This is a genomic window from Rhodopirellula europaea 6C, from assembly GCF_000338295.1.
GTDB lineage: Bacteria > Planctomycetota > Planctomycetia > Pirellulales > Pirellulaceae > Rhodopirellula > Rhodopirellula europaea.
In genome coordinates this window covers 1-25199 of record NZ_ANMO01000166.1, presented here as the reverse complement: position 1 = coordinate 25199, position 25199 = coordinate 1, and the positions used below count along the sequence as shown (strand labels likewise).

Here is a 25199-nt window from a genome sequence, read left to right as displayed (position 1 = left end):
CTAACGATCGCTGTTCAATACCCGCCATCGCGGCTTTGTTGATAATGAGAATTCAATTCGTGTGGTATAGAACTCAACTCGATCCCGTCGTCCGCATTCACCGAATGCAGAATTGCAATAGAGCGACGTAGCACGAAATAAGCCGCTTATGTCAACTGATAACTGCTCGCTGCTGAAAAGCTCAACCGGGGGTCTGGCTTCTGGCGAAAAAAACGATATCGACTAAACTACTCGTCAGCGATTCGCATCAACCGGAAGTCTGCTCTGGTCCTGTTTTCCGTAACCGTAGTCATAGACGCTGCCACATGACCGAAATCGAGCATGTCATTTTTGTCACCGACCATGCGTACATCAATGGTGGTGTTGCCAAAGTCGCGACGGATGAGGCCAAAGGAATCGCCAAGACCGGACGGCGGGTCACATTTTTTGCGCCGTGCGGACCACCGGATCCGACTCTTGCGGAAGCTGGTGTGGAAGTCGTTTGCCTGAATCAGCCAGATATCGCCGACGATTCCGAACGGTTTAGCGCAATGCGTCGCGGGATTTGGAACAAAACCGCCGCACGCTCGCTCACGGAAGTGATCGGTAATGCAGACCCCGCGCGAAGCGTTTTGCATTGCCATGGCTTTTCACGTGGGTTGTCGCCTTCTGTTGGCCCACTGTTGACCAGCGGGCAGATACCTCATGTCCTTACGATGCACGAATACTTCTTAGCGTGCCCTAACGGTGGATTCTATGACTACCAGCGCCAGGAGATTTGTACACGACGTGCTCTAGGAGCAGATTGCCTGTTCACCAACTGCGATGCACGCCGGCCATCACACAAACTCTGGCGGGTGGCCCGCCACGTCATAATGAAAAGTGCGGGGCGTCTGCCTCGATGCTTACGAGACGTCATTTACCTTTCCCGTACTCAATTGGATGTAATAAAAACCTATATCCCCACTAACGTAAGGCTGCATCATCTCCCAAATCCGATCAAGTCAACACCAAACGCACCTCGGATCCGGGCTGAGGACAACGATATATTCCTATACGTTGGAAGGCTTTCTCCAGAGAAAGGATGTGTCGATTTTGCACGGGCAGCAAAAACAGCGGGAGTTCGGGCGGTATTCTTAGGGACAGGTCCTGAGCGAGAGAAAATTCAAGCTGTAAATCCCGAGGCAACGATGGCTGGTTGGGCAAGCCCACAAGAGATTGCTGACTGGATGTCGCGCTCCCGTGCTCTTGTTTTCCCTAGCCTATGGTATGAAACTTTTGGTTTAGTAGCTTTCGAAGCGATGGCCAAAGGACTACCAGTGATTGTAGGTGCTTGGAATGCTGCTGCAGAAAATATCGAACCGGACATCAATGGAATAATTTACAGGCATCGAAACGATCTGAGCATTGCCTTGCGAAAAGCGAGGACGAAGCATATTGGGGCACTTTCAAAATCGGCCTACAATAAGAGGTCTGAATACGGATTATCGATTGATCAACACTTGGATGCCCTTTTCGAAATTTACCATCAAACAAAATTGCCTGTATGAAACAGTTGAAAAGGTTATATCTCTCGCTTCCTAGCTTCTCCTTATCGGCCATGTTCCTTTTTTGTGCCGCTCCGTTTTTCTTGATGGATGACGTGTCGGTGCGCAGCGATCTAGCAGAGTCCGGAGCTGCGACAGCTTACCAGGCGGCAGGACTGCTTTTGTTTTTTTTGTTGCTCTATTCCGGTGCTTCGAACGCGAATCCCCAAAAAGATCGTACTTAGCACATCTTTCTTTCTCGCGATGTCGCTTGCGATTTACCTGGCAATATCCTCTGGGGTAGGCCTGAACCCAATCAGAAGCGTTGGGTATGCGGCCCTAATTTTTCTTTTCATGTTCGTCATGTCCTTCTACGGTCGAAATGTGGAGGAGATTTACCAGGCCGCAAGACTGTGCGGGCCCACGATTGCCTTAACTGTGCTGTCAGTATCCATCGTGCACCCGTTCAATGGGTCGACCTTTGGCGGAATACAGCCGAATTCGCTCGCAAAAGCTTGCTTGGTCGGATTTAGCTTTGCTTTTTTAGAACACAAGCGGCGTTTTCGGTTGCCTTTGCAACTGTTCTTTATTGCAGTCATAGTTTTGCTAACGTCTCGCGCGTCAGGTATTGTTCTAGTCGCTACGACAATCGCCGTATGGTTTTTTGGTTATGCTAGAGCGATTGGAAGAGTCCATCTACCACTAATCGCTGTCGCTACTATTGCATTCTTCGTAGTGCTGGCGTTTATGTTTTACGCCACTGGGAATCTTGCTGTTGAGCTAGACGCTAACAATCAAAAAGACAGAAACGTTCAAAACCGATTTGATGCATGGGATTTGGCACTGGAGCAGATTGAGTTCTCGCCGCTAATCGGTTACGGATTCCGAACTCGCGCTAACTACAGGCTGGATGGGATCTACGAACCCAGGGCGAGCGTTAACGCTCACAATGGCTATCTCAATTTTGTTTTAGATTCAGGATTCATTGGATTAGCGTTGCTCACTGTTTTTTGGACAACTGAAATCGCCAAGAATGTACTTCAGATTCTTCGATACCAGCTTGATCGAACAGGCACCAGACTGCTTTCAGTTTACACGGCGATACTTGTGGCAACTACGCTTATGTGGCTTTCAGAGCCTATCACCTTTAATTTTGGAAATTTCTGGTCGCTTGCTTTCGCAATTGCATTGTTCGGCTCTCTTCCGATCCGTGAAGCCGTGCGAAAACGAGGAAAACGCTATGCCTGAATCCGCTGCCAAAATCTCGAGGCTATTGGAGTGCTCCCCAACTCCTGATGCGCGCGTTATGAAGGTTTCCTAGAAGGACTTTGGATGACCAAGAAACGAAAACGAAGAAGACCAGAGCAGATTGTGAAGCTGCTTCAAGAAGGCCAAGCCATGCTAGCGGCCGGGAAATCTGAAGCCGAGGTGTTTCAGCGGCTGGAGATCACCGAGTCGACATGGCAGCGGTGGAACAAGCAGTTTGGTGGCATGAAGTCCGATGAAGCCAAGCGTCTTCGGGAACTGGAGATCGAGAATCAGCGACTCAAAGAGATGCTTGCGGAAGCCGAGCTGGATAAGCGAATTCTGAAGACGGCCTTGGAGGGAAACTACTGAGCCCGGCACGGCGGCGTGAGGCAGTCAACTACGTTCAAGAGACCTGTGAAGTGTCGCAGCGTCGGGCATGTCGAACATTGGATCAATCATTGAGCACCCAGCGATACCAACCAGCAACGAAGGAAGATGAACCGTCATTGATCAAGCGGATCCTGGAACTTGTTTCGGAGTTCCCACGCTTTGGTTACCGACGGATCACGCGTTTGCTGCGAAGTGAAGGTTGGAAGGTCAATGCAAAACGTGTTCATCGGCTATGGCGTCAGGAGGGACTCAAGGTCCCGAAAAAGACGGCGAAAAGGCGTCGGCTTGGTTCTGCTGGTGGCGGGATCGTTCGTCGCAAAGCCGAGCACAAGGATCACGTCTGGTCTGTCGACTTCATTTTTGACCGTACAACGAATGGTCGCTCATTGAAGATGCTCGTTGTGATTGATGAATTCACTCGTGAGTGTGTCGCACTGGAGGTCGGTCGCAAATTCACAGGCGACCATCTTGTCGAAGTGTTGATTGATCTCATTGCGATTCGCGGCGTTCCCAAGTTCATCCGAAGCGATAATGGACCAGAGTTCATCTCACGACGTGTCCGTGACTTTTTGGAATCGATTGATGTGGGTACGTCCTACATCGAACCTGGCAGTCCGTGGCAGAACGGTTTCGTTGAGAGCTTCAACAGCCGTGTCCGAGATGAATGCCTGAACTGTGAAGAGTTTGCAACCATGCAGGAAGCACGCTTCGTGATTGAGAACTGGAGGCAGACTTACAACCACCGGCGGCCTCACGGTTCGCTCGATGGCCTTACCCCAGCCGCCTTCGCGACTCGGTGTGCCGCTTCAACTCCAGTCGCTGCGCTCCTTACGTCGAAGCGGCACACCGAACCTGAATCAATTACCCAACCCGTTCCTTCATAAGCGTGTACCCAACAATGGGGTCACTTCACACCGACGTCCGCACAGCGGGCTCGGTGGTCTGACCCCCGCGGAGTTTGCCTCGCATTGGGCTGCATCCGCTTCGGTCGCTACGCTCCCTGCGCGGATGCAGCCCAATGCAAAACCCGTTACCCAATCCCTACTCTCATAACCGTGCGCCAAGTTTTGGGGGCACTTCACTTGCACCCGCTGGCGACCAACCTCCGTTCAAATATCGACTTACAACCTAAATCGGTTTCCGGATAGGCTCTAACCCAATTTTTCATAACACCTGGCACAAGAAATTGGGGCAGCGCACGACCGCAGCGTGATTTCGCACGGCGACATGCACCCTTGCGCGATTATTTCGGTCAGAGCTCTTTCAAGCGACTCCACAGATTGGCGTTGATCTCATTGATTATCTGCAATTCCTTTTCGTTAAGTAAGTCACGCCAATAACTGTTCGCCTGATATGCCGTTCGCTCAAAGTCGTGAACCTTTCCCGCGGCCGGAACGTTGGCTTGCTCCTTCTTTGCCAGTCGCGATTCGAGGCGTTGCCGAGCCTCGAATGGGAACTCATGCCCTAAACTTTGAAATAGATCCTCATACGCCTCTATCTCATCCGCAGCGGCTCGTTCTAAATTGAATAGTATCGTACTCTTTAGATCTGCATCGGGCATCTGCACAATGGTAGTGTGAACTAGGTGCCAAAGCAGGGTCGCGGAACCCCATGGCGTATCGCCAATTCGATCCATCCAATGTTCGATCATTGAACTGCCCCCAAACGAATCGCGATACCGCCAGTAAATCTCGTCAAGGCTCGACACCCAACCAAGTCGCTTGAAGCTCGCAGCGTGTGCCTGCGGAGACCGAATCGAAACGACGGCTTGAACGCCGGATCGCGCAAGTGCCGGGACGCAAAAAATTGCGTGGGGATCCTTCCAGATCAATAGCTTTCTATCACGGGTCCACCTGGCCCGACGGTATGTCATTAGGCTACGCGTGCCCAAAATCCTCGCCGCCCAGCCGCTGAGGCCCTTATGGTCATCCCGTCGCTGGGACTTGAATCGCAATCTAGGAATTTGAAGGTCGCCCACAAAATCGGATAATTGCTGTTTTGAAAATCCCGGTTCGCCGGGAATCGGAAAGCGGGTGGTGAATCGACGATCACCGGTGGGGCCCATGGGCTCGTAAAGCTCAAATGCTCCCGGAATTGTCGAAAGCAGGTTCCCCAAAGGAGTCGTCCCGCTGCGAGGAGCACCGGTCACCAAAATTGCTTCGCAGGTCATGATGTCGCCACCTTGTTCGAATTCGTCTGGCAATTCTTGATCGGACTTGGCATCGTCCACCAAAGTCGCAAAAAAGCAAATACCGAGAGAAAAAGATTCACGGCGGAAATAGCTACAACGGTCCACGCCGCGCCCACCACTCCATGAGCCGGGATAAGCATCCAGGAAATGATCAGGGATACCCCGAAAACTAATAAATTGCTGCTAGTCCTAAGCCAAAAAGCTTGGCCAGCATTAATAGCGAACTGCAAGGGTGACGATACAATCCGTAGCACTGCGGCGAAGATTAAAATTTTAAATAGATCGATTCTCGCGAATTCCGAACCATACAGGATTCCTAAAATATGCTCACCAGCCAGCCAAACAACCGCCCATATCAACAGCCCTAAACCTGCTGACAAGAGTGTCAGCCGAACGCTCAATGACAAAAAGCGGTCAGATCTCTCGTCACGAAAATGCCGTCGCAGTCTCGCACCAGAGGCAGTCCCTATGGCACCGCTGAAGGTAGTGAGCGCCATGTTGATGTAGGCAATAGCGCCAAAAACCCCAACAGTGGCAAGTCCCTGCTGTCGTTCTAGGATCAATCGAGGAGCGCTATTGGCAGCATTCATCAAAAAAACAGCGATACCAAGCGGGAGCATCCATCGCATGAGGCGAAGAACCTGCAATAGAGAAACTGCACGCAGATCCCTCAGAGTGATTTTACAATCCAGTTGTTCCAAGAGCCGGAAATCGACAAGGATTAGGCACACTCCCCATGCAATTGCCTCAAAAGCGAACGCCGTTACCAGAGATTCGCTAATCCCAAAAGCGGCCGAGAAGCATACGAGGCCGAAGACGCCTCGACTAATCGCTGAAAAGGCCATGAAGTCCGAACGCTCAGCGCGTTGAAAAATGCCATGGTTCAGATTTGCCTGGGCGCCAATCAGTTTTACCACCGCATAGGCGACCGCCGTCGCCTGAACATTGGGACCTGATGACGCCAGGTATGTGAAAATTAAGGCCAAGACGACGAGGGTGGCGATTCCCGAACTGAGAACCCGTAGTGCGACATAGTCTGCCCACGTGTATCGGCTCAAATCGTCGACCACAATCCCGTCCCGCATCGACATCTGTGCGAACATATAAACCGGCGTTACCAATGCTGTCACTATCGTAATGACGCCAACATCGGTGGGAGTCCCAAATCTAGCTGCGGCAATAATGATCCCCCACTGCGTCAGTGCAAACACAGCGTTCGCGAACACCGAATAGAGTATGTTGGCATGCAGAGACGGTGCGGCGTTACCCATGTTGCGATCCGCTGAACCAGGACTGGGGTACCATGACGCCGTGGGCCTGGAGTTCGTACAGGTCGCTCTTGAATCGCGACCGCAATTCTCCTCTCGTTCTTTCGTTCATCGGCGGATACCGAAACGGTTTTAAATTGAGCTCAAGCAAATTGCGGCCGATGGAGCTCCGTAATTCCCGCGGTACTACCTTTCGAATAAACCGCTTGGCAATACTTGGGCGATTCACTGCATCCTGTAGAAATCGAGATCGTGGTCTACCAGAAGCATTGCTTCGTTTCGAACTTGGCAACCCTTCACGACGCGGCAAACCGAGAAAGGCACGAATCCGTATCTGGACCTCTGCGATGTCTCTTAAATCTTCGCTCGTGAGAATTAGAAAGTTTTCTCGTCCCAAGCGTTCAAAGGCGTAACGAAGCTGAGAACCAAACATGCCGACCTCCACGTAGGCGTGCCGCCACCAGCGTTGCCCCCTTTCTCGCGCCAACGACACACGTTCGCTTTCGGAAGCGAGAGCTTGTTCGAAATCAAGAGTCTCGTTGCCCAGACGTTGTTGATGCCAATACGCTGAATAAGCACGGTCAACTGGGTCACGCAGGCAGACAATGTAGCGTCCACTACCAGGATTGAAGTTAGCCAGCCGATCAATCGCGCACGAGGAGGCCAGGTAAAAAGGCGTCGCATCGCACAGCAATTTGGCCGCTCCGAAGGCTTTGACTGCGTAAAACTCGCTGCGATACCAGTCGGTTCCAAGCTCAAACCGCGCCGGGTCGCAAAAGAAGTAGGTTTCCTTGATTGAGGGTACGAAGACCTCCGGTTGCTCTGCCAGAAGGTCCGCCACGGTGGTCGTGCCACATTTCTGCGCTCCTAAAACGAATACGGAGGGGTCACGCATCGAACAAACCACCCCATGCCGCAAGATCCGGGGTGCACTGCATTTCAATTCGTTCCCGAAGGCCAGGAGCTAAGTTCATTTTATCCGATCCCGATTTCTTTCTTGCCGTATTTTCGCGTCCAATTCTAAGAGCGACACCCAGTTGGTCTCGCACAAGCTCCTTAAAGGAAGCTAAATCATCCAGTCGCCCCACGCCATCCAATCGTCTCAGGTAATCTATTGCAAGCTCAATAGCACGCGGAGCAAATATGTCTACAGACGAGGGCAGGCCGGAGAAATATTCAACACAGGTCGCCCCTAGGCGTTTAGCTCGCTGCGTCTCAAAGAATTGATCAATCGGCTCCTCAACGCCAGCGTGCGCGTTCATCTTCCAAAGCTCCGAAAGAAATGAGAGACAAAACGTTCAACCGGGTGCCGAAGCAACGTAACAAAGCGGTACCTCGGCGAAAGCGCTCCAGATTCTGCATTACTGAATCGCACATGCGGTGATACACACAAAACATTTTTAAACAAAAGACACAGAAATATTTGCTCGCGGAGGCCGAGCACATCAACAAGCGACTGTTCTCGATCTTGCCGGCCAGTGAAAGCTTCAAAGGCTCGATAATTTGACTCAGGTGTCACTGTGGCCTGACTTGCAAAGTATTTTTTTCGAAAAGCCCATTCCAAATGGTGTCCCACCACATTTCGGCATGTGATTGAAAACTATCCTTTGCGTCAGCGTTCGATCCAGAACCTTTTCTCTAAAACTATTGGTTTTGTCTACGATATTCAGGCCAATCAGCACTCCCAACCAGGAAGATCCAAGTCAAACGCGTATTTCAGTTTGCTATTATAGTCTCGGTACTCAAACGCGAGATTGCGAAGTGTATCATAGTGAGCAAAATTCTTATCCGGCGCCGGCTTGTACGTATTGAAGCGTCTGTAAATTTTACGCACAGCAGCGTAAGCAGTTCCCTTCGGAATACTTGCGCGGACTTTCACATTAAGTTTTTGGATAAGACGGCTTCTTACTTGATACGTCTCGTTATCTTTTGGGAAATTGTAGGTCTCGTAGAAACTTGGGTCTAGACCAAGCCACAACGCAATGCGTTGCACTAATTGCAATGGCTGCGACTTCAGTTCATCAAACGATCGCACCATCATGCGGTCTTCTCCCAATTCCGCTCGCCAGCGCTCCAGGAACGTAATATACCTTGCATTCAGCAAGGCATCGGCTGCTAACTCGTTTCCCCCAAACAGTTCCTTGCTCGCGCCGTTTCTTAGCAGTGCAAGGTATTCCTCGAACGAAAGCCTCGACGGAATCCAAGACCAATTCGTCTGGAAGTAGTTAAAAAGGGAGAAAATTTGCTGGGAGGGCTCTCGGACTACAAATAAGCATTTTGGAGATGACGGGAGACTCGGAATGTTCTTAAGAGCATTTGAATAGTATATATACCCTGGCGTTGACTCAAGCACTATTTTTGGGTGCCTATCTGGCGTAACTCGAAAGAACTCTTCGTACCCATCTAGCCCAAGTGATATGTTCGCGTCTTTCTTGTGCATGTGCGTATCAGCATCCACGCAAAAATAGGTTTCCTTTTCAACTGAGCCGATGGCATCGGGATGATCCGCAATCCATGTGTGCAGCGAGCTAGTCCCCGACTTCGGGACTCCGCAGATCAGGAAGTTGGGCAAGAGCATTTGCATTCAATCATTTTTTGAAATAGGCAGTCAAATTCATGTCCAAATCGAGACGCATGAAATCGGTTTTCGTACGTCTCTAGGCAACGGTCTCGCATCTTGCGAAGGGTGTGCTTTTCGAGGCGAACGATCGCATCGGTCCAATTGACTTGCTCGAAAGGGACTACCCAGCCTGTCTCATCGGGAGAGACTAAATCAGGTAGAGCACATCGATCACTTGCAAGAACCGGTGTCCCTGAACGAAATGACTCGGCAACAACCAAACCAAACCCCTCCCACCGCGATGGAACGGCTAAGATGTCGCATGCGTCAAGAAACGACCGTACTTCGCGAGGTGTTTTCCATCCATGCATTGTTACGTCTGAAGATTGCGCGACTTGTGCAGTGAATTGAGACTTTCCTAATACAAAGTCTCCGACAACATGGAGGTGCAGATCGGTGCGTGCCTTTGTTGCTTCGCAGAATGCTCGAAACAGCAGGTCGAATCCTTTCTGACGGTCCAATCGTCCAACGAATAGGATATTAAGTTGAGTCGGACTGGTGTGGACGATCGAAGGCAATGGTTTTTCGTCACAAGGTTCAACCGCATTCTCGATAAGAATCCCGTTTACTTTCGGGTAATTTGCTTCACAGTAACGTTGTTCATAAGCAGATATGTTGACTACAGCGTCTGCAACCTTCGACAAATGATGTTCCGCGAAAGCAATTAATTTGCGTCTCATCGATCCTGGTGCGAACTGCATGGCTGCCCATCCATGAGGGCAGTAGATAGTGGGCCTTCTAGGAAGGAAGAGGCAGAAGAATAGCATTGCGGTCAACGAGAACGTGCTATGGAAAAATAGGATGTCTGGTTTCTCAGTAATTGCCACTTGGCGGGCTGTTACGAGCATTCTGCCTAATCTCAAAATCGACCGTTTCTTCGAGTTGAACGTGGTTGTTTTTAGCGTCCCTTGAAGTTCGCCCGCGTGGTGTTCGGGAAGCACGACATAGTGTTCGTAGCGTTCCGATGTCGATGCTCGCATGATGCGGAGGTAGGTTGCGATTCCTCCTTTTGCTGTCTCGCATACATGCAAAACTTTCAGCTGTTGATCGTAAGCTGTTTGTGAAAGAGGGAGCGGGCTGCGTGATTCGTCAATAAGCGCCTTCACGGAACAAAATCGTTTTGATGGTGTGGATGAGGATGTAGATGTCGAGCCAAGGTGACCAGTTGGTCACATAATAGCTGTCGAAGCGGACGCGTTGGTCGTAGGTGGTTTTATTTCTGCCAGAGACTTGCCAGAGGCCGGTGATTCCTGGACGGACGCGTTGGTAGAGAGGGAGCACGCTGCCATAGAGTGAAGTTTGGGAGGTCATGCATGGCCTGGGGCCAACTAGGCTCATGTCTCCCTTCAATACATTCCACAGTTGGGGTAGTTCATCGAGGCTGGATTTGCGGAGGAATGATCCTATGCCTGAAATGACGCGTGGGTCATTCTGTAGTTTCTGATATTCGATCCATTCTTGACGCATGTCTGGATCGTTCTCGAGATAGTCCTCCAGCACTTGATCTGCATTGATGACCATTGTCCGGAACTTCCAGGCCTTGAAGTGCTTGCCGTCTTTGCCGACACGAGTTTGGCCGTAGAACGCGGGTCCGGGATCGCGGAACTTCAAAAGAAAGACGAAAACGAGGATGAACGGAGAAAGAATGGTCAAGGCGGAGCCCGACAAGCAAATATCGACGAACCGCTTGATGGCTCTTGCGGGATGGTTGTGCAAATGATCTTTCAGGTGGATCCCCATTGCACCAGCACATTCGCGAGATCCTGACCAGAGACTGGGCAGTTGCATTTGTGAAGGAAGAATCAGCACGTTGGAGAAGTTGCCGGCATGAGACAAGACTTCATTCATGTCAATTGTCTGGCAGCCGCCCGGAGCCACGATTGACCAGCGAGCTTGTGTCTTTCGACGCAAGCGTTCTAGCCGTTGCACGGATCCCAGGTATGGGATGCCGGTGAGTTCAAGGGAATCCTGTGACGAGGCCGTCTTAGCAAAATCGACTACGCCGAGAGGCCGGAGTCCACGTTGCGGAGCACGGGCATAGTATCTGTAGATCGCTCTGCCTTGAGGGCCAGAGCCGATGATGATGGCGTTTTCGCCCCACCAACTCGTGGTGGAGCAGAGACGTCGCGTCGTTAATCGAGCTAGTGGGACAATCAGCGACGCAAGGACGCTTGCCATCAGAAAGATCGCTAGTTCGGTGATGCTAAGCGTTGCCAGAACAAGATTTGCGACAATCGCGAAAGCAAAAGCGGCCATCGACGCGAGGACGCATTGTCGCAATTCCAGAACAGGGCTCATGCCTGTTCCGGGATACAGGCCGTAGATAGTGGCGCATGCAACGTAGAACGTCATGACGCAGATGCTATTTAGCAGTAGGCCTGGATGAAGCCCAATGAAACCCAGCAGGACCAATGAAAACGTTGCGGCGAGAATCGAGAACGTTAACGCAGCTATGTCGGCGATGAATAGCGGGGTCAGTGTTAAAAGCACCTGCACGGTGCCAGTCGCCTTGTTTCGCGTGATGCGTCGACGTTTCGAACTGTTCCCTGTGCGTTCGGTACGACGTTGATCAGTGACCGCGGCGCTGGGGACGAACGGGTCCAGTTGTTCGATCGTGTCTGTGCAAACGACACCGACCGGGAGCGGATTTGTGTCTAGTTGCGGCATCAAACGCTAGCCAAGGTGAACAAACAAGAAGAGTGGGCGCTCCAGCCACTTTTTGCTTGGCGGCTGGACGGTTGGCATTGTAATTGCGCCAACCAGGAATAAAGGCTGCTGCACTCGACTTTCGAGCGGATCGATGGCGAGGTGCCGCCAACTTCTTATAAAGGTGTTTTGGTTTCCGTTAAGTCATGTATTTCAAGGATTTGGGACGATCTCGGAGCCGGACACTTGAGTTCGATATAGGGCTGTCGTACTTCAGATCTCACGTGAATGGGGGTCGGATTTGTTCGGATGAAAACCATGACTTTCAGTTTGATCGCTTATCGACCAGCGGTCGCTGATCGCTCATTCGACACGTTGCGTCGTCATGTTGACTTACCTTCGGCCTGGGGACTGCAGCCGTCGGTCTGGGCAAGTGGCAAAGGATGCAAGTTGTTTGTTGTAGCGATCGCAGGCATGTCCGCGACGCTTCGTGGGTACGTCGCGTGGTTCTTGGCAAAGTCGATGGAGACATCGAGGGCATCGAGCATCTTCTGAGTTTGCAAATCGAAGTGCAGGAAGCTGCCCATGACGGTATGGGCGTACTCAAATTTGGTCGGTCCCATCATTGCCGCTCGAACAAAGTTGCGAATGTAAAGGTACCGAGTGCGTTTGTCCCGAAGCATTCGCCAAGCGATGGTTCGAAAGCCTTTGAACATCCGTTGGAATTCCCACGCATTGGGGACGTGTTTGTTGACGATCTTGATTCGTGCGGCGGTGTCAATCACACGGTCCATGAAGGCTCGCGGCGAGTACACGTTTTCGATGATGTTACGAAGCTCTTGGTAGATTTCCACCCGATCTCGCATGGTGACAAAGTTCATGCCGCTGATCGTTTGGTCCTTGGACTCGGCACTGCGGAGTTCGTAGTTCACGCCCGTGTCTTGGATCCAATTGTGTTCGGAGTCAATCAGACGGCGCTCTTTGGCGAGACGGCGAGTGAGTTGTGTATTCGGGAGCGCCGACAGCAGGCCAACCATCGATAGCGTGATGCCGCTTTCTTGAATGAAACGAATCATTGGGCCATCGGTGCCAGGTTTGTCAGTATCGAATCCGATGATCAAACCTGCCGCGACGGAGATGCCATGGTCGTAGATCGTTCGAACTCGATCGATGATTGGATGGACTGTATTGATTCGTTTTTGCGTGTGAATCAGCGTTTCTTCATCGGGTGATTCGATTCCCAAAAAGACGTATCGAAACTGAACGTCACGCATTAACTCCAGCAGTTCTTTGTCGTCAGCGAGGTTGATACTGGCTTCGGTTGAGAACACAAATGGGTAGTTGTGATCCTCGTTCCATTGCTTGAGAGCCACGAGCAATGGTTTGATCAGCTTGCGATTGCCGATGAAGTTGTCGTCCGTGAAGTCCACCCAACCTCGATAGCCCAGGTCATAGAGCTTTTGCAGTTCGGCAAGAAACTGATCTGGCGTTTTGACGCGTGGTCGCCGGCCGAACAGTTCGATGATGTCACAGAACTCGCAGTTGTACGGACAACCTCGCGAGGATTGCACACCGACGTGCAAGTAGTCGTTGAAGTCGACCAAGTCGAAACGCGGAGTTGGCGTGGTGGTCACATCCGGTTTGTGTGGCGATTCAAATTGGCCCTTGGGGTTACCGTCTCGCCAAGCGTCCAGCCACATCGGAATGGTCAGTTCGCCTTCGCCGACGATGACAGCGTCCGCGTCCTGATAAATTTGTGGTTGGCTGGTTGGATCCGGGCCGCCGACGACAACGAATTTGCCTTCTGCGTTGGCTCTTTCAACCCACTGCAAGATGCCGGGTTGTTGAGGCAGCATGCCTCCCGTGCAGATTACATCAGCCCACTGCCAATCGGATTCCTCGACTGGACCCACGTTTTGGTCAGCGATGCGGAATTCCCATTGCTGGGGAAGCAGTGCAGCGACGGTCATCAATCCAAGCGGTGGTGCGGTCGCTTTTGCACCGATCGCTTTGGCACTTTCAACGAAGTTCCAATAGTTTGTTTGCTCGAAACACGGTTGAATCATCAAGCAACGGACGGGCGAGTCCGGGCTCTCGGGCAGTCTCGAAGATGCCGGCAACCGGGACGGATTGGACGTCGAATGCATGGTCGCGGGTCTGGTTGAGAGGAAGTTGCGGGAGTCCGACAAAGCCGAATTGATCGGGCGAGATCCGATGTGGCCGCCTCCACACGTTTCAATCAACCTAGTCAGAATAGGTGGTTCCGCCAAATCAGAAACGCGGTTTTAGCGGGAAATTCACAGTGCGGCGGCATGGACAGTTGAGGCCAGCGGTCCGCGTCGACAACCCTCGGAATCGAGCCGGAGGTGATTTGGCGGGCTTTTGCAATGGAACACGCGTGTTGGAAAGGCCGTGGATCCAATCGGGACGTTCCGCACAAGCCGCGTGATCGATTTGATTCGGATCTTACGGTTTGGCTCGCGCGGCATGGGCGTCTTTTTGTGTCACAGCATTTGCACTTGAGATTCTGTGAATAAACTTGGGCGATACGAAACATATGTACTTCTGCCGCTTTGAGCGCCGTTCAGCGAAGCCTTGCTCACATCATGTCTGACTCGCCCTATCGACGAATGCCCTTGATCACGGGAGCCAGCGGAATGCTCGGCTCCTACGTGGTTGCTGAGTTGTTGAGGGCGCGAATCGAGTGCGCGGTCCTGGTCCGGGGCAAAGGGAAGCAAACGGCTGAACAACGCATTGACCAAATCCTGGAGCGATTCGAACAAGCGTGGCAAGTGTCGCTGCCGAGGCCGAAAGTTTTGGAAGGCGATTTGAATCAGCCCCGATTGGGATTGTCGGGCGAGTCAGTTCAGTGGGTTCGGGACAATTGCGATCGAATTCTGCATAGTGCGGCGAGCCTGAGTTTCTTGCCCGCCGATCCAGCGGGCGATAACGAACCTTATCGAACCAACGTTGACGGAACCCGCGAGGTCGTGGCGTTCTGCAATGAGGTCGGGATCACGCAGTTGCATCATGTCTCCACCGCCTATGTTTGCGGCACGCGATCGGGACGGGTGAAGGAATCCGAAGGCGACACGGGCCAGTCGTTTGCAAACGACTACGAACGAAGCAAGCTGATCGCGGAAGGCATTGTTCGAGAAGCGTTTGGTGGGTCGAACCTGACGGTTTATCGTCCATCGATCGTGATTGATCGGACGGGACTGTCGCCCGTCTCAGGCGATCGAACAATCTATGGTGCATTCTCGATGTACCAGATGTTGGCGTCGCGGTTTGGGTTGCCAGAAGACGGCCAGTGGTTTCGCGACCTTGGTTTTTCAGGAAGCGAACGAAAGAACATTGTCGATGTGGACTGGATCGCTCGAGCGATTTGCAAGGTGATGAGCACACCACGATTGCACGGTCGGACGTATCACCTGACGACTCGAGAAGGCACCGCAATCAAATCGTTGGACGCGGCGTTTCATTCCGCCACAACGAAATGGTTGCAGACACGAAAACCGGATCGGCTGAAACGACCAAGGCAACTTGACCGGCCCGATTCCGCCGGTGGATCCACTCAACGCGAAGAGTTGGATCAGATGGCAGATCCGTTCGTGAAGACATTCTTGCCTTACTTTCGAGATGACCCTGTCTTCGATCGAGCGAACATCGACGACGTGATCGCCACAACCCACTTGGATGACACGCCGGTGATCGGCAGCGAGGAACTGCTGCAGATGATCGGCAATTGGTCGGCGGTCCCGGCCAGAATGCCGAAGGCGGCGAAGCGACCATCATCGACAACGCAACCCAGTGGCGACCCCGACGACTGCGTGATCTGTGGTTTCGAGGTTCGTTTGCCAGGTGGAGTTGATAACGCGAAAGCGTTTGAAAGCATGCTGTTTGAGGGGCGTTCGGTGATCTCGCCGATGCCTGAAGACCGATTGAATCGCGAATTGTATTTTGCGAAGCAGCATGGCGTTCCCGGAAAGACATACACGCAGCTGGGAGGTTGTGTTTCGCCCAGCCCGTTGGATGCCCACGTCGAGAATGCGATTGAATCGTTGGGCGATTTCGATCTGACTCATCGCCAGTTTGCTCAGGTCGCGGTGGCGGCGCTGAAAGCAGCTTCCGGAACGGGCAGTTTGTCGTCGGAGTCGCCGCTGCATCAAGCGTCTGGTCGAACGTTGTCGATCGATGCCGTGCGAGCTGGCGTGTTTGTTGGTCACAGTGGTGGTACCGAGCTGGGCGGCCCGCTCGCGATGGCAACAATGGCAGAGACCGCCATGGAATTGGTGGATCAGGTTCCGTCGATGCACCACATCGAGTCCGACTTGCGAACTCATGTCAAAGGCACAGTTGCATCTGCGATTCGTCGCGATCGGCCGCGGTATGAACCAGGCCACTCGCCAGCGTTCAATGCGTACTCGGCTGCGTCGCTGGCTGCGAGATTGATGGGATTCGAAGGCCGCCGAGAGGTCATCGATGCGGCTTGTTCATCATCGCTTTTGGCATTGCAGCACGCGGCTTCGGCAATTGCAGCGAATCGTTTGGACTTGGCAATCGTTGGTGGCGCGACTTTCAACAACGTCGACAATTTGGCGTTGTTCTCTCAGTCGGGTGCGTGCAGCGAAACCGGATCGTTCCCGTTTGACAATCGTGCCAGTGGATTGATCAGCAGCGAAGGTTACGTCGCGGTCGTCGTCGCTCGGCGAAGCGTCGCGGAAGCCAACGGGCTCCCTGTTTTGGCAACGTTGCGAGGTGTAGGGGTCGCGTCCGACGGAAAAGGTAAAGGCCTCTGGGCGCCGCGAAGTGAAGGTCAGCAAACGGCGATGCGTCGCGCGGTTGACTCGGATCCTCTCAACATAGATTACTTGGAGTGCCATGCCACAAGCACTCAAGTGGGCGATGCTACGGAGCTAGAAAGTTTGACTTCGCTTTTGCGAAGTAACGAAGGCTCGCGGGGTGTCTTGCCCATCGGTAGCGTCAAAAGCAATTTGGGACACTTGTTGGAAGCTGCCGGTTTGGTTGGCGTGGTGAAGTGTTTGCTGGCAATGCGTCGAGGAGAGATTCCACCGTCAATCAACTTTGCTGTTCCAACCGAACGCCATGACTGGAGCGACCCTGCCGTTCGAATCGTGGATCGGGTGGAACCGTGGCAGCAGCGAACCTCTTCCGACGGTCGAGTTGCGGCGGTCAATGCATTCGGCATTGGTGGTTTGAATGCTCATGCGGTGATCGAAGAGAAGCCATCGTCCGGCCCTTCCGCATCAGAAACCAAGTTGACTGAAGAGCCCATCGCGATTGTGGGCCGCGGAGTGGTTTTGCCGGGTGCCGGAACACTGCAAGAGTTTCGAGAGTTGCTTCTAAGCGGGCGATCCGCAATCAGTGATCCGCCGGAAGGTCGCTGGGTGTTTGATGCCAAGAACGGATCATGGATGGGTTTGGATTCGAATCGGTCCAGCTACACAACGCTGCATTGTCGCGGTGGATACGTTCGGGACTTCAAGTTTGACGCACAGTCCTACCGCATCCCGCCGAAAATGGTGGCGAACGCCAACCCCGCTCAACTGATGTTGATTGAAGCGGTTCGACAAGCGATGGACGAATTTGATGGCGGGAGGTGGTCGGTTGACCGAGAGCGTGTGGGTGTTGTTGTTGGCACGATCTTTGGCGGACAGTTCAGCAACGAGCTGCAAATCGGTTTGCGATTGCCTGAGATTGCGCAGCATCTTGGGCGAGCGTTGACGGCGATGGGATGGGATGATTCAACAACAAAGTCCGCCGCCGACGAACTTCGAAAGTTGGCACTGAAGAAGTACGGTGCTCTTCTCGATGAGACCGGTGGTTTCACCGCCAGCACACTTGCGTCTCGAATCGCCCGAACGTTCGACCTGATGGGCGGAGCGTTTGCTGTTGATGCGGATGAGGCATCTGGTGGATTGGCACTTATCACTGCGATGGAACAACTGCATTGCCGTGCGATCGATTTGGCGTTGTGCGGTGTGACTCAACGTGGCATGGATCTGGTCGCTTTTGAGCAGCTCGCTCACAAAAATCAACTGTTGCCATCAGGTCGCCCCGAAGACCTGCCTGCCGACGGATCGCAGATTATCCCCGGTGAAGGAGTCGCTGTTTTGACGCTCCAGCGATTGTCTGACGCCAAGGCGGAAGGCAGAACGATCCTGGGAGTGTTGTCCAAGCCAACGGAGTCTTTCGCGGGGGATGTCGGCGCGGCTCGTGCGGAATCAGCACGACTCTCGGAAGTACCTGGATTAATTTCTTCACAAAAATTGGTCGGCCAAATTGGGCACATGGGCGGCGGTCAAGGTATCGTTCGAACGATAGCGGCGACATTGTCGCCACAGTTCAGCCGCGAGGAGAATTCGGGCGTTTCAATTCCAATCGGTGAAGTTGCCGACGACGGATATCGAGTCAATTATAGTGTCGCCCCCCAGATGAACTACGAGTCGTCCACATTGTCTTCCGGCGAGTCCCCTTTGATTTCGACCTCCCTTGCTTCCACACCGCTGCCGACTTCCTCTGCGCCGAAACGGTCTCGTTCCGAGGCCTTGGTGAATGAGTCCGACAACGACTCGTCGAGAACGCTCGTTGTTCGTCTTCAGTGCGCATCGTTGGAAGCTTTGCAAACCGCGCTCACTGAGATTGCCGCTGGGAAGTCAGCGAGCGAAAGTCGCGTCTCATCGTTCACATACGCGTCGGCGATGTCGTGTCGAGCGGTGTTGTTGGGCAGTGACAACACTGAGATGTCGGCTGCGGCATCGGCGGCACTATCCGGCCCGGTTCGACAAAAAGTTTCCGGCGTTCTCGCGAAACAAGATGGTTGGGTTTGGCTACCGAACGATCGTGCAAGCGAGTTTGCGAATCCACGCGTTGGTTGGCTGTTTCCCGGGCAAGGGTCCCAGTACTCGGCCGTTCCGACTTGGTTGGACACCGATGACTCCGCAGCCAGCCGAGCATTTTTAAACGGGTTCGATCAGGACCTGAAGTCACTCGGATTGCCATCGGTATCGGATCGTTTGCGTGATCCAGATTCACAGCTCGGTCGAGATGTATGGTGGACCCAAGCATGGGTTTTGGCGGTCGGGTCAATGTTTGCCGATTCGTTGATGCGTCGCGGATTGCGTCCTGATGTTGTGCTCGGCCACAGCTTTGGTGAGTGCACCGCAGCCTGGTGCGCCGGTGTCGTTTCCACTCGGCAAGCAATCGAGTTTGCCAAATCGCGAAGTGATAGCGTGGTGATGACCACGCGAGAACGCGGTGAATTGCTGTCCGTTCGCGGAGCACCTTCGGCCGTGGATGCTGCCCTGCAAGGATCCGATGTTCGTTACACCATTTCGCACCACAACTCGCCTCAACAAACTGTGATCGCGGGTTCCCCCGATCAGATGGCCATCGCGAAAAAGCAGCTTGCTGCGTCTGGGATGGCGTCCGTCGTGATTCCTGTGCCGGCCGCGTTCCATACGCCTGAGATGATGCCGGCTCAAGAGATGTTGCGAGCGCGGTTCACGGGCCAAAACGCACGTCCGCCACGGTTTGCTTTCTTGTCGGCGGTTTCGAATCGTTACTTGGCCGAGCCGTCTGACATCGTTGACAACTTGGTCACGCAGTTGACGCGTCCCGTGTGCTTCAGTGGTGCAACCGAACGTTTGGTTCACGACGGTTGCGAGTTGCTCGTTGAAGTCGGGCCGAACAACGTGCTGACTCGTTTGGCCAACGCGACCGTCGCTCCGCATGTGCTTTGCCTCTCTGCCGATGACCGCGGTCGCGATCCATCTCGTCAGCGACAACTGATCGACTTGGCTTATGAATCACTTGGCCAATCAGTTGACGCATCACGCGATTCGGTTGTTGCTGGAAATACGATTGCTACACCAACGAAGTCCGGCGCTGAAGAGCCAAGAACGGTTGAGTCTGATCGACCAGCTTTTGAAGTGGTCGATGTGACTCGTCGAAGTCGACGACAACAGGAGACGTTGCAAGACGAGCCGCAGGACCATTTCAAGCCAACCTTGCAGGCAGCGGCAACTGCCTCGGATCAAGCCCCCACGACGGTTCCACCAATCAATGGCAATGGTACGGCTCATCTGAATGGCCTGCAGAACGGCAATGCCGCGGCAGATCTGATTCAGCCGGTAGCGGTTGTTACCGAAGCGGCCGATTTGGCATCCGAAGCGAATCTGCATGACCGTGTCCGATCGGCCCGATCGTTTCTGTTCGATCTGGTGGTCGATCTAACTGGATACGATCCGGAAGTGATCGAATTCGATGCAGACTTGGAAGCCGAGTTGGGTGTCGACAGCATCAAAAAAGCTCAGTTGATCGGCGAGATCGTTCAGTGGGGTAACTTGGAAGTCGATACGCAATCGATGCGATTGGCTCAGTTCGCTTCGCTCAATGACATCTTGCAATTGGTCGGTGATCCAACGAGTTGTGACGACGTCGAATCGGTTGGTGAAACATACGATGCTCGCGAAAGCGATGTTGATTGCCACCAGGGCAGTGACGAAGCTCCAACCGATACCGCTGAATCTTTGCGGCGATTGATGATTGATTTGGTCGTCGATCAAACGGGATACGATGAAGACATCATTGATATGGATGCCGATCTCGAAGGAGAACTCGGCATCGATAGCATCAAGCGAGCCCAATTGCTCGGCGAACTGGAACAGCAATACGAGTTGCAGTCGCTTCGTGAGTCGAATTTGAAGCTTTCTGATTTTCCAACTCTCTCGTCCATTCACGCTTTTGTGATGGATCAGATTGGTCAGCCGGCGGACGAAAAAAAAACGCCTCGCTGAATCAGAATTCCACCGTATCTGACGCGACCGCTCAAGCTCCTGCTACGGGAACTCACCGTTTCGTCATGCGGGTGAAATCAGCGCCGCGACGAAAAGGGATGCCAACGATGCCTCCGCTCAATGGGGCGGCGTTGATCGTCGGCAACAATCCAGTCGCGGATGCGGTTGAAAGTCGATGTCGAATGGCTGGGGCAGCCGTTCATCGCATCGCCGCTGAGCTGACTTTGTCCGATCTTGATGCCGAGCTCGATCGGATTTGGGCTTCTGAAGCGACGCCCCACCTGTTCCTCACAACGCCACATGATGCTGCGGCTTGCTGGTCAACGCTGGACACCGCCAGTTGGGAACGACGGCATTCCGATGCACTCGCGATTCCTTATCGAGTGTGTCAACGTTGGATGCAGCGCACGATCGATGATGATCGCATGAGCGAAGCTTCGTTGGTCACCACTTTGAAATTGGGTGGCAGCTTCGGATTCGACGCGATGTCCGAATCGGTTCAAACCTCGGAGCAGATTCAAGGTCGCTCGGCCGAGTCAGGCGGGTTGGCAGGGCTGACCAAAGCGATGTTGATCGAGGCTTGGATGCGTGGGTATCGCGACACGCCGATGTTGGTTGTCGATCAGGTTCATGGTGCGAGCCCCGATGAGTTGGTCGACGGCGTCTTCCGAGAATTGGCGGTTCCGTCTTATGACGAAGAAGTCGCAGTTGCGGGTGAACAACGCTTCGCCACGGAAGCCTGTTATCGTCCGCTCGATGTTGCTGCCAACGCGAACCCAATCACTCGAGGCGGAACATGGATTGTTGCCGGTGGCGGTCGTGGGATCACGGCGATGACGGCGATGACGCTGGCCGAACGACACGGGTTGAAGCTGCATCTGTTGGGAATGGCCCCGGTGCCGGAGATCGATCCTTCAATGCGAGAGCACGCTCAACGAGATCGAGCAGACCTGCGTCGGGTAGTGATGGCACGCATTCAGAAAGAAGGTGGTAACCCGGTCAAGACTTGGCGGCAACTCGAGAAGGCCATCGAAATCGATCTGACTTTGCAAGCGTGTCGAGAACGAGGAATCCAAGCGACCTATCACAGCGTGAACGTTTCCGACTTCCAAGCCGTCGAGAATGTCGTTCAAAAGATCCGAAGCATGGATGGATCGATTCACGGTGTCATCCAAGGTGCTGGTTCCGGTCAAGATGCACGTTTCGATCGCAAGCGACCCGACAAGGTCGCACAATGTTTCTCCGCCAAGGTGGATGGCACGATCGCTTTGGCTGCGGCGACAAAGAATGACCCTTTGGAGTTTTTCGTCGGCTACGGTTCGATCAGCGGACGCTTCGGCGCTAACGGTCACACGGACTACTCCGCCGCGAATGATATGCTCGCAAAGTTGATTGGCCGATTGCGTCAACAACGCCCCGAAACGCGATGCCTGACTTTTCACTGGCACGCTTGGGGTGACGTTGGGATGGCGACCAAACCCGAAGCGAAATTGGCACTCGACATGATTGGCATGGAATTCATGCCCGCCGAAGAAGGGCTGCAGCACTTTCTAAATGAAATCGAACATGGTGGTGACGAAGCCGAGGTGTTGATCACCGACCGTCGCTACGTCCGCAAGTTCTTTCCCGCCGAGTCATCGCGAGCCGGGAATTCGTTGCCGGGTCCCTCGCCGATGATCGACCCAGCAGAACGGTTGATCGCGACATCGCAGGATTCGTTTGCGGTAACGCTTGATCCCGACCGTGATTTGTTTTTGAAACATCACCTCGTTAACGGCCGTCCCACTCTGCCATTCGTGATGGCGATCGAAATGTTGGCCGAGGCGGCTCGCTTCGGAACCGATCAGAAGGTAGTCCGTTGTCGAAACGTATCGGCAACGATGCCACTGAAGTTCATGGGCGATGATTCGCTTGCCGTCGAACTGTTGCGAGATCTATCGGAGCGTACTCGGTGGTCTTTGGTCAGCGACCTCCGTCGACGCGACGGTCGTTTGGTTCGAGCTCAACGCCCTCATTTCTCGGCAATGATCGAGCTAGGGGATGACAGCGTTCCCGTTATAGCCGTTGGTGATACGGAAGTCGCGGAGACTGCGGTGCGGTACGCCGACGAGACGGCTCCGATTTACCATGGGCCATCGCTGCAGTGTTTGCGGTCGATTGGATTTGCGAATGTCAACGCGGGATCGTCCAGCGATGGTTTGGGAAAACATCCAAGTGCGATCGGGACCATTGTCGCTCCCAGTCCAGCTCATTTGGCAGGCGAGTCGCGTCCTTTGATGGGTTGGGTTTTGTCGCCGGCGACGATGGATGCGGTTTTATACGCGGCTGGCATGCTTGCGTACCATGTTGCGGATCGGCCGAGTCTGCCGGTTTCGTTTGATTCCATCGAGATAGGGCGATTGCCTGATCCCGGTGAACCATTGAAAGTCCATGTGCAGTGGGAAGGCGAATCAACCACTGTTTCTGATGGCGGGATGATGTCTGCGGTCTTGGTTGGTCAGAATCAGGAGCTGATTCTAAGGATCAGTGGATACCAAATTGGCTGGCTTCGCTAAGCCATGTATCACGCGACGACTTCTCAGCCGGCTTTGCTGCCGTCGAAATGGTACACGGATCCATTGATTCATCGACGTGAAGTATCCGCGCTGCGCAACTCCGGTTGGCAGTTAGTCACCACGACAACAGATTTATCGAAAGCCGGCGACTATCAAGCGATGGATCGTTTGGGAGTGCCGTTGATCGTTCGTAACCACGGCGGCGAATTGGTCGCACTCCGAAACGTTTGTGCTCACCGGCAGTGCCAGTTGGTGTCCGAAGGTGGTGGTCACGCAGCAGAATTGAAGTGCCCCTACCACGGATGGCAGTACGGTGGTGATGGACGGACTCGCAAGATTCCTGCTGCAAAAAACTTCCCGCATTTCGATCGTGAACGCTATCGGCTTGGAAGCTTTCCGGTTCGCGTTGTCGGACAACTGGTCTTTGTGAATTTGGCCGGCGAATCCAATCCGCTCGGTGATGACGCATGGGTGGATGACTTTGCGGCGAAGACCGATGCCGAGTCGTGGCAGCAGGTTCTTTGCGAGGAGCTCGAGTACCCGTGCGATTGGAAAATCCCGGTTGAAGGCTCGCTGGAAAGTTACCATCTGAGTGAGGTCCACTCGCAAACGTTTGGCAACGATCCCGGCGAGAGTGAGAGCACTCACGAATTGTTGGATTGGGGAACGAGATTTCGGACCGATGCGCGAGACGATTCGTTCTTGGCCCGGATGGAAGAGCGAGTGATGCGTTGGATGGTTGGAGAATTCGGGCCCGACTATCAGCATGTCCACGTGTTCCCAAATATCATGGCATCGTTCACGGACACAATGAGTTTGGTCTATCAGATCACACCCACCGGGACATCGACGTGCAAAATGACCGTATTCGGATTCACCCGCCGCTCCAAGCGTTCAGGCTTGATCGGAAGTAGGGTCGCGAATGGATTGGGACATAGTGCCGCATCGATGGCTCGAAAAGTGTTGGCTGAAGACGCGGCTATTTTTCCGCTGGTTCAGGCCGGCATGGATTCGGCTTGTCGTGACGATTCGAATGAAGAAGCCGGTCGGGTTTTTGGCCGTTGTGAAGAGAGGTTGCATGCCTTTCATTTGCACTGGAACACATCAATGCAATCAGAAATCGCCGCTTCAAAAGAAGGTACGCTGAGGGATCACCATGAATGAGGGATCGAGGACAGGCATGAAACCAATGGCGGACTTACAAGGCAAACGAGCGTTGGTCACCGGCGCGAGTCGCGGTATCGGTCGCGCGATCGCGTTGGAATTGGCCGCTCGCGGTGCGTCGGTTGCCATCAACTTTCTAAAGTCGGAAGAGCGTGCGATCGAGGTCGCGACGGAGATTTCCAATTCAGGCGGAGCGGTGATGTTGGTCCGCGCGGACATTTCTTGCAAGGAAGACGTGGCGGCGATGGTGGAAAGCGTCGTCGAGAAGTGGGGTGGATTGGACATCGTTGTCAGCAATGCCGCGGCGGGCGGTTTTCGCGATTTAAATGATTTGACACCTGTCAATTTCGACGCGGTTCTTCGCAGCAATTCAGCGCCGGTGGTGTGGTTGGCTCAGGCAGCCTGCAAGTATTTGGCGGAGGGCGACTCTCACGGCAAGTTGGTCGCCGTCAGTAGCCACGGTTCGAATTGGGCGGTGCCCCACTACGGTGCCATCGGTGCATCCAAAGCGGCACTCGAAGCTTTGGTGCGTCATCTTGCGTTGGAGTTTGGCGATCGTGGGATCAACTTCAACTGTGTATTGCCAGGCATCATCGCCACGGACGCGATCGCCAGCATGCCCGGCTCGGAAGGTCTGATCGAGGCGGCAAGCGAACGGATGATGGTCGGCAAACGACGGCTTTGCGAACAAGATGTCTCGTCGGTGGTTGCGTTCTTGTGCGGTGACGGAAGTGATCTGATCCAAGGGCAGACGATCGTGATCGATGGTGGTGTCAGCATTCGCGTGTGAGGG

General features: G+C 53.5%; 17 protein-coding genes. 9 read left to right on the top strand and 8 right to left on the bottom strand.

Going from position 1 to position 25199, the window contains the following annotated elements:
* Positions 1 to 305 precede the first annotated feature (305 nt).
* The 5 genes from RE6C_RS30585 to RE6C_RS17085 all read left to right on the top strand — a co-directional run bounded on the left by RE6C_RS30585 (position 306) and on the right by RE6C_RS17085 (position 4027).
* Entirely contained in the window at positions 306 to 1529 is a 1224-nt protein-coding gene (locus RE6C_RS30585) for a glycosyltransferase (RefSeq protein ID WP_008658487.1), read from the top strand.
* Positions 1526 to 1750, top strand: a complete 225-nt coding sequence (locus RE6C_RS17100) for a hypothetical protein (protein WP_039962358.1) — start codon at positions 1526 to 1528, stop codon at positions 1748 to 1750. Before RE6C_RS30585 ends, RE6C_RS17100 begins: the two co-directional genes overlap by 4 nt.
* 118 nt (positions 1751 to 1868) lie before the next feature.
* On the top strand, positions 1869 to 2753 hold the full coding sequence (locus tag RE6C_RS17095) for an O-antigen ligase family protein (protein WP_160167221.1): 885 nt from the start codon (positions 1869 to 1871) through the stop codon (positions 2751 to 2753).
* A gap of 84 nt (positions 2754 to 2837) precedes the next feature.
* Positions 2838 to 3122 (top strand): IS3 family transposase, encoded by a 285-nt coding sequence (locus RE6C_RS17090; RefSeq protein ID WP_008658484.1) that lies wholly within the window; start codon positions 2838 to 2840, stop codon positions 3120 to 3122.
* Positions 3123 to 3172: 50 nt separating this feature from the next.
* Positions 3173 to 4027 (top strand): IS3 family transposase, encoded by an 855-nt coding sequence (locus RE6C_RS17085; RefSeq protein WP_052034994.1) that lies wholly within the window; start codon positions 3173 to 3175, stop codon positions 4025 to 4027.
* Between the two features lie 368 nt (positions 4028 to 4395).
* Here RE6C_RS17085 and RE6C_RS31755 read toward each other — a convergent pair whose 3' ends face one another.
* From RE6C_RS31755 to RE6C_RS17045, 8 genes are all read right to left on the bottom strand, one after another.
* Complete coding sequence (locus RE6C_RS31755; protein WP_144054811.1) at positions 4396 to 4779, bottom strand: hypothetical protein; 384 nt, start codon at positions 4777 to 4779, stop codon at positions 4396 to 4398.
* A gap of 530 nt (positions 4780 to 5309) precedes the next feature.
* Complete coding sequence (locus RE6C_RS17075; RefSeq protein WP_008658480.1) at positions 5310 to 6605, bottom strand: lipopolysaccharide biosynthesis protein; 1296 nt, start codon at positions 6603 to 6605, stop codon at positions 5310 to 5312.
* Entirely contained in the window at positions 6598 to 7497 is a 900-nt protein-coding gene (locus RE6C_RS17070) for a sulfotransferase family protein (protein WP_008658479.1), read from the bottom strand. The genes RE6C_RS17075 and RE6C_RS17070 overlap by 8 nt, the downstream gene beginning before the upstream one ends.
* Positions 7490 to 7864, bottom strand: a complete 375-nt coding sequence (locus tag RE6C_RS17065; RefSeq protein WP_039962356.1) for a hypothetical protein — start codon at positions 7862 to 7864, stop codon at positions 7490 to 7492. The genes RE6C_RS17070 and RE6C_RS17065 overlap by 8 nt, the downstream gene beginning before the upstream one ends.
* A gap of 413 nt (positions 7865 to 8277) precedes the next feature.
* On the bottom strand, positions 8278 to 9180 hold the full coding sequence (locus RE6C_RS17060; protein ID WP_008658478.1) for a sulfotransferase domain-containing protein: 903 nt from the start codon (positions 9178 to 9180) through the stop codon (positions 8278 to 8280).
* Positions 9159 to 10328 carry a glycosyltransferase family 4 protein gene (locus tag RE6C_RS30580; protein WP_008658477.1) on the bottom strand — a complete coding sequence of 390 codons (1170 nt, stop codon included), beginning with the start codon at positions 10326 to 10328 and terminating at the stop codon, positions 9159 to 9161. The genes RE6C_RS17060 and RE6C_RS30580 overlap by 22 nt, the downstream gene beginning before the upstream one ends.
* The gene (locus tag RE6C_RS17050; protein WP_236618288.1) at positions 10312 to 11718 is read right to left on the bottom strand and encodes a sugar transferase; all 1407 of its coding nucleotides are present in this window, start codon (positions 11716 to 11718) and stop codon (positions 10312 to 10314) included. Before RE6C_RS17050 ends, RE6C_RS30580 begins: the two co-directional genes overlap by 17 nt.
* 533 nt (positions 11719 to 12251) lie before the next feature.
* Positions 12252 to 13934, bottom strand: a complete 1683-nt coding sequence (locus RE6C_RS17045; protein ID WP_039962359.1) for a B12-binding domain-containing radical SAM protein — start codon at positions 13932 to 13934, stop codon at positions 12252 to 12254.
* A gap of 540 nt (positions 13935 to 14474) precedes the next feature.
* Between RE6C_RS17045 and RE6C_RS17040 the strand changes: the two genes are divergently transcribed.
* The 4 genes from RE6C_RS17040 (at position 14475) to RE6C_RS17025 (ending at position 25196) form a co-directional block, all read left to right on the top strand.
* Positions 14475 to 20687: a type I polyketide synthase gene (locus RE6C_RS17040; protein ID WP_008658468.1), complete on the top strand. Its 6213-nt coding sequence runs from the start codon at positions 14475 to 14477 to the stop codon at positions 20685 to 20687.
* 107 nt (positions 20688 to 20794) lie between these two features.
* Positions 20795 to 23242, top strand: coding sequence for an SDR family oxidoreductase (locus tag RE6C_RS17035; RefSeq protein ID WP_236618287.1), 2448 nt, complete (start codon positions 20795 to 20797; stop codon positions 23240 to 23242).
* A 3-nt stretch (positions 23243 to 23245) separates the two neighbouring features.
* The gene (locus tag RE6C_RS17030) at positions 23246 to 24406 is read left to right on the top strand and encodes an aromatic ring-hydroxylating oxygenase subunit alpha (RefSeq protein WP_008658464.1); all 1161 of its coding nucleotides are present in this window, start codon (positions 23246 to 23248) and stop codon (positions 24404 to 24406) included.
* Positions 24407 to 24422: 16 nt separating this feature from the next.
* Complete coding sequence (locus RE6C_RS17025; RefSeq protein WP_008658463.1) at positions 24423 to 25196, top strand: SDR family oxidoreductase; 774 nt, start codon at positions 24423 to 24425, stop codon at positions 25194 to 25196.
* Positions 25197 to 25199: the final 3 nt, after the last annotated feature.

What these genes read in the sequence shown, in the direction of transcription:
- RE6C_RS30585 (WP_008658487.1), top strand. Translation starts at nt 306, where the DNA reads ATGACCGAAATCGAGCATGTCATTTTTGTCACCGACCATGCGTACATC.
- RE6C_RS17100 (WP_039962358.1), top strand. Translation starts at nt 1,526, where the DNA reads ATGAAACAGTTGAAAAGGTTATATCTCTCGCTTCCTAGCTTCTCCTTA.
- RE6C_RS17095 (WP_160167221.1), top strand. Translation starts at nt 1,869, where the DNA reads ATGTCCTTCTACGGTCGAAATGTGGAGGAGATTTACCAGGCCGCAAGA.
- RE6C_RS17090 (WP_008658484.1), top strand. Translation starts at nt 2,838, where the DNA reads ATGACCAAGAAACGAAAACGAAGAAGACCAGAGCAGATTGTGAAGCTG.
- RE6C_RS31755 (WP_144054811.1), bottom strand. Translation starts at nt 4,779, where the DNA reads ATGGATCGAATTGGCGATACGCCATGGGGTTCCGCGACCCTGCTTTGG.
- RE6C_RS17075 (WP_008658480.1), bottom strand. Translation starts at nt 6,605, where the DNA reads ATGGGTAACGCCGCACCGTCTCTGCATGCCAACATACTCTATTCGGTG.
- RE6C_RS17070 (WP_008658479.1), bottom strand. Translation starts at nt 7,497, where the DNA reads ATGCGTGACCCCTCCGTATTCGTTTTAGGAGCGCAGAAATGTGGCACG.
- RE6C_RS17065 (WP_039962356.1), bottom strand. Translation starts at nt 7,864, where the DNA reads ATGAACGCGCACGCTGGCGTTGAGGAGCCGATTGATCAATTCTTTGAG.
- RE6C_RS17060 (WP_008658478.1), bottom strand. Translation starts at nt 9,180, where the DNA reads ATGCTCTTGCCCAACTTCCTGATCTGCGGAGTCCCGAAGTCGGGGACT.
- RE6C_RS17045 (WP_039962359.1), bottom strand. Translation starts at nt 13,934, where the DNA reads ATGATTCAACCGTGTTTCGAGCAAACAAACTATTGGAACTTCGTTGAA.
- RE6C_RS17040 (WP_008658468.1), top strand. Translation starts at nt 14,475, where the DNA reads ATGTCTGACTCGCCCTATCGACGAATGCCCTTGATCACGGGAGCCAGC.
- RE6C_RS17035 (WP_236618287.1), top strand. Translation starts at nt 20,795, where the DNA reads ATGCCTCCGCTCAATGGGGCGGCGTTGATCGTCGGCAACAATCCAGTC.
- RE6C_RS17030 (WP_008658464.1), top strand. Translation starts at nt 23,246, where the DNA reads ATGTATCACGCGACGACTTCTCAGCCGGCTTTGCTGCCGTCGAAATGG.
- RE6C_RS17025 (WP_008658463.1), top strand. Translation starts at nt 24,423, where the DNA reads ATGAAACCAATGGCGGACTTACAAGGCAAACGAGCGTTGGTCACCGGC.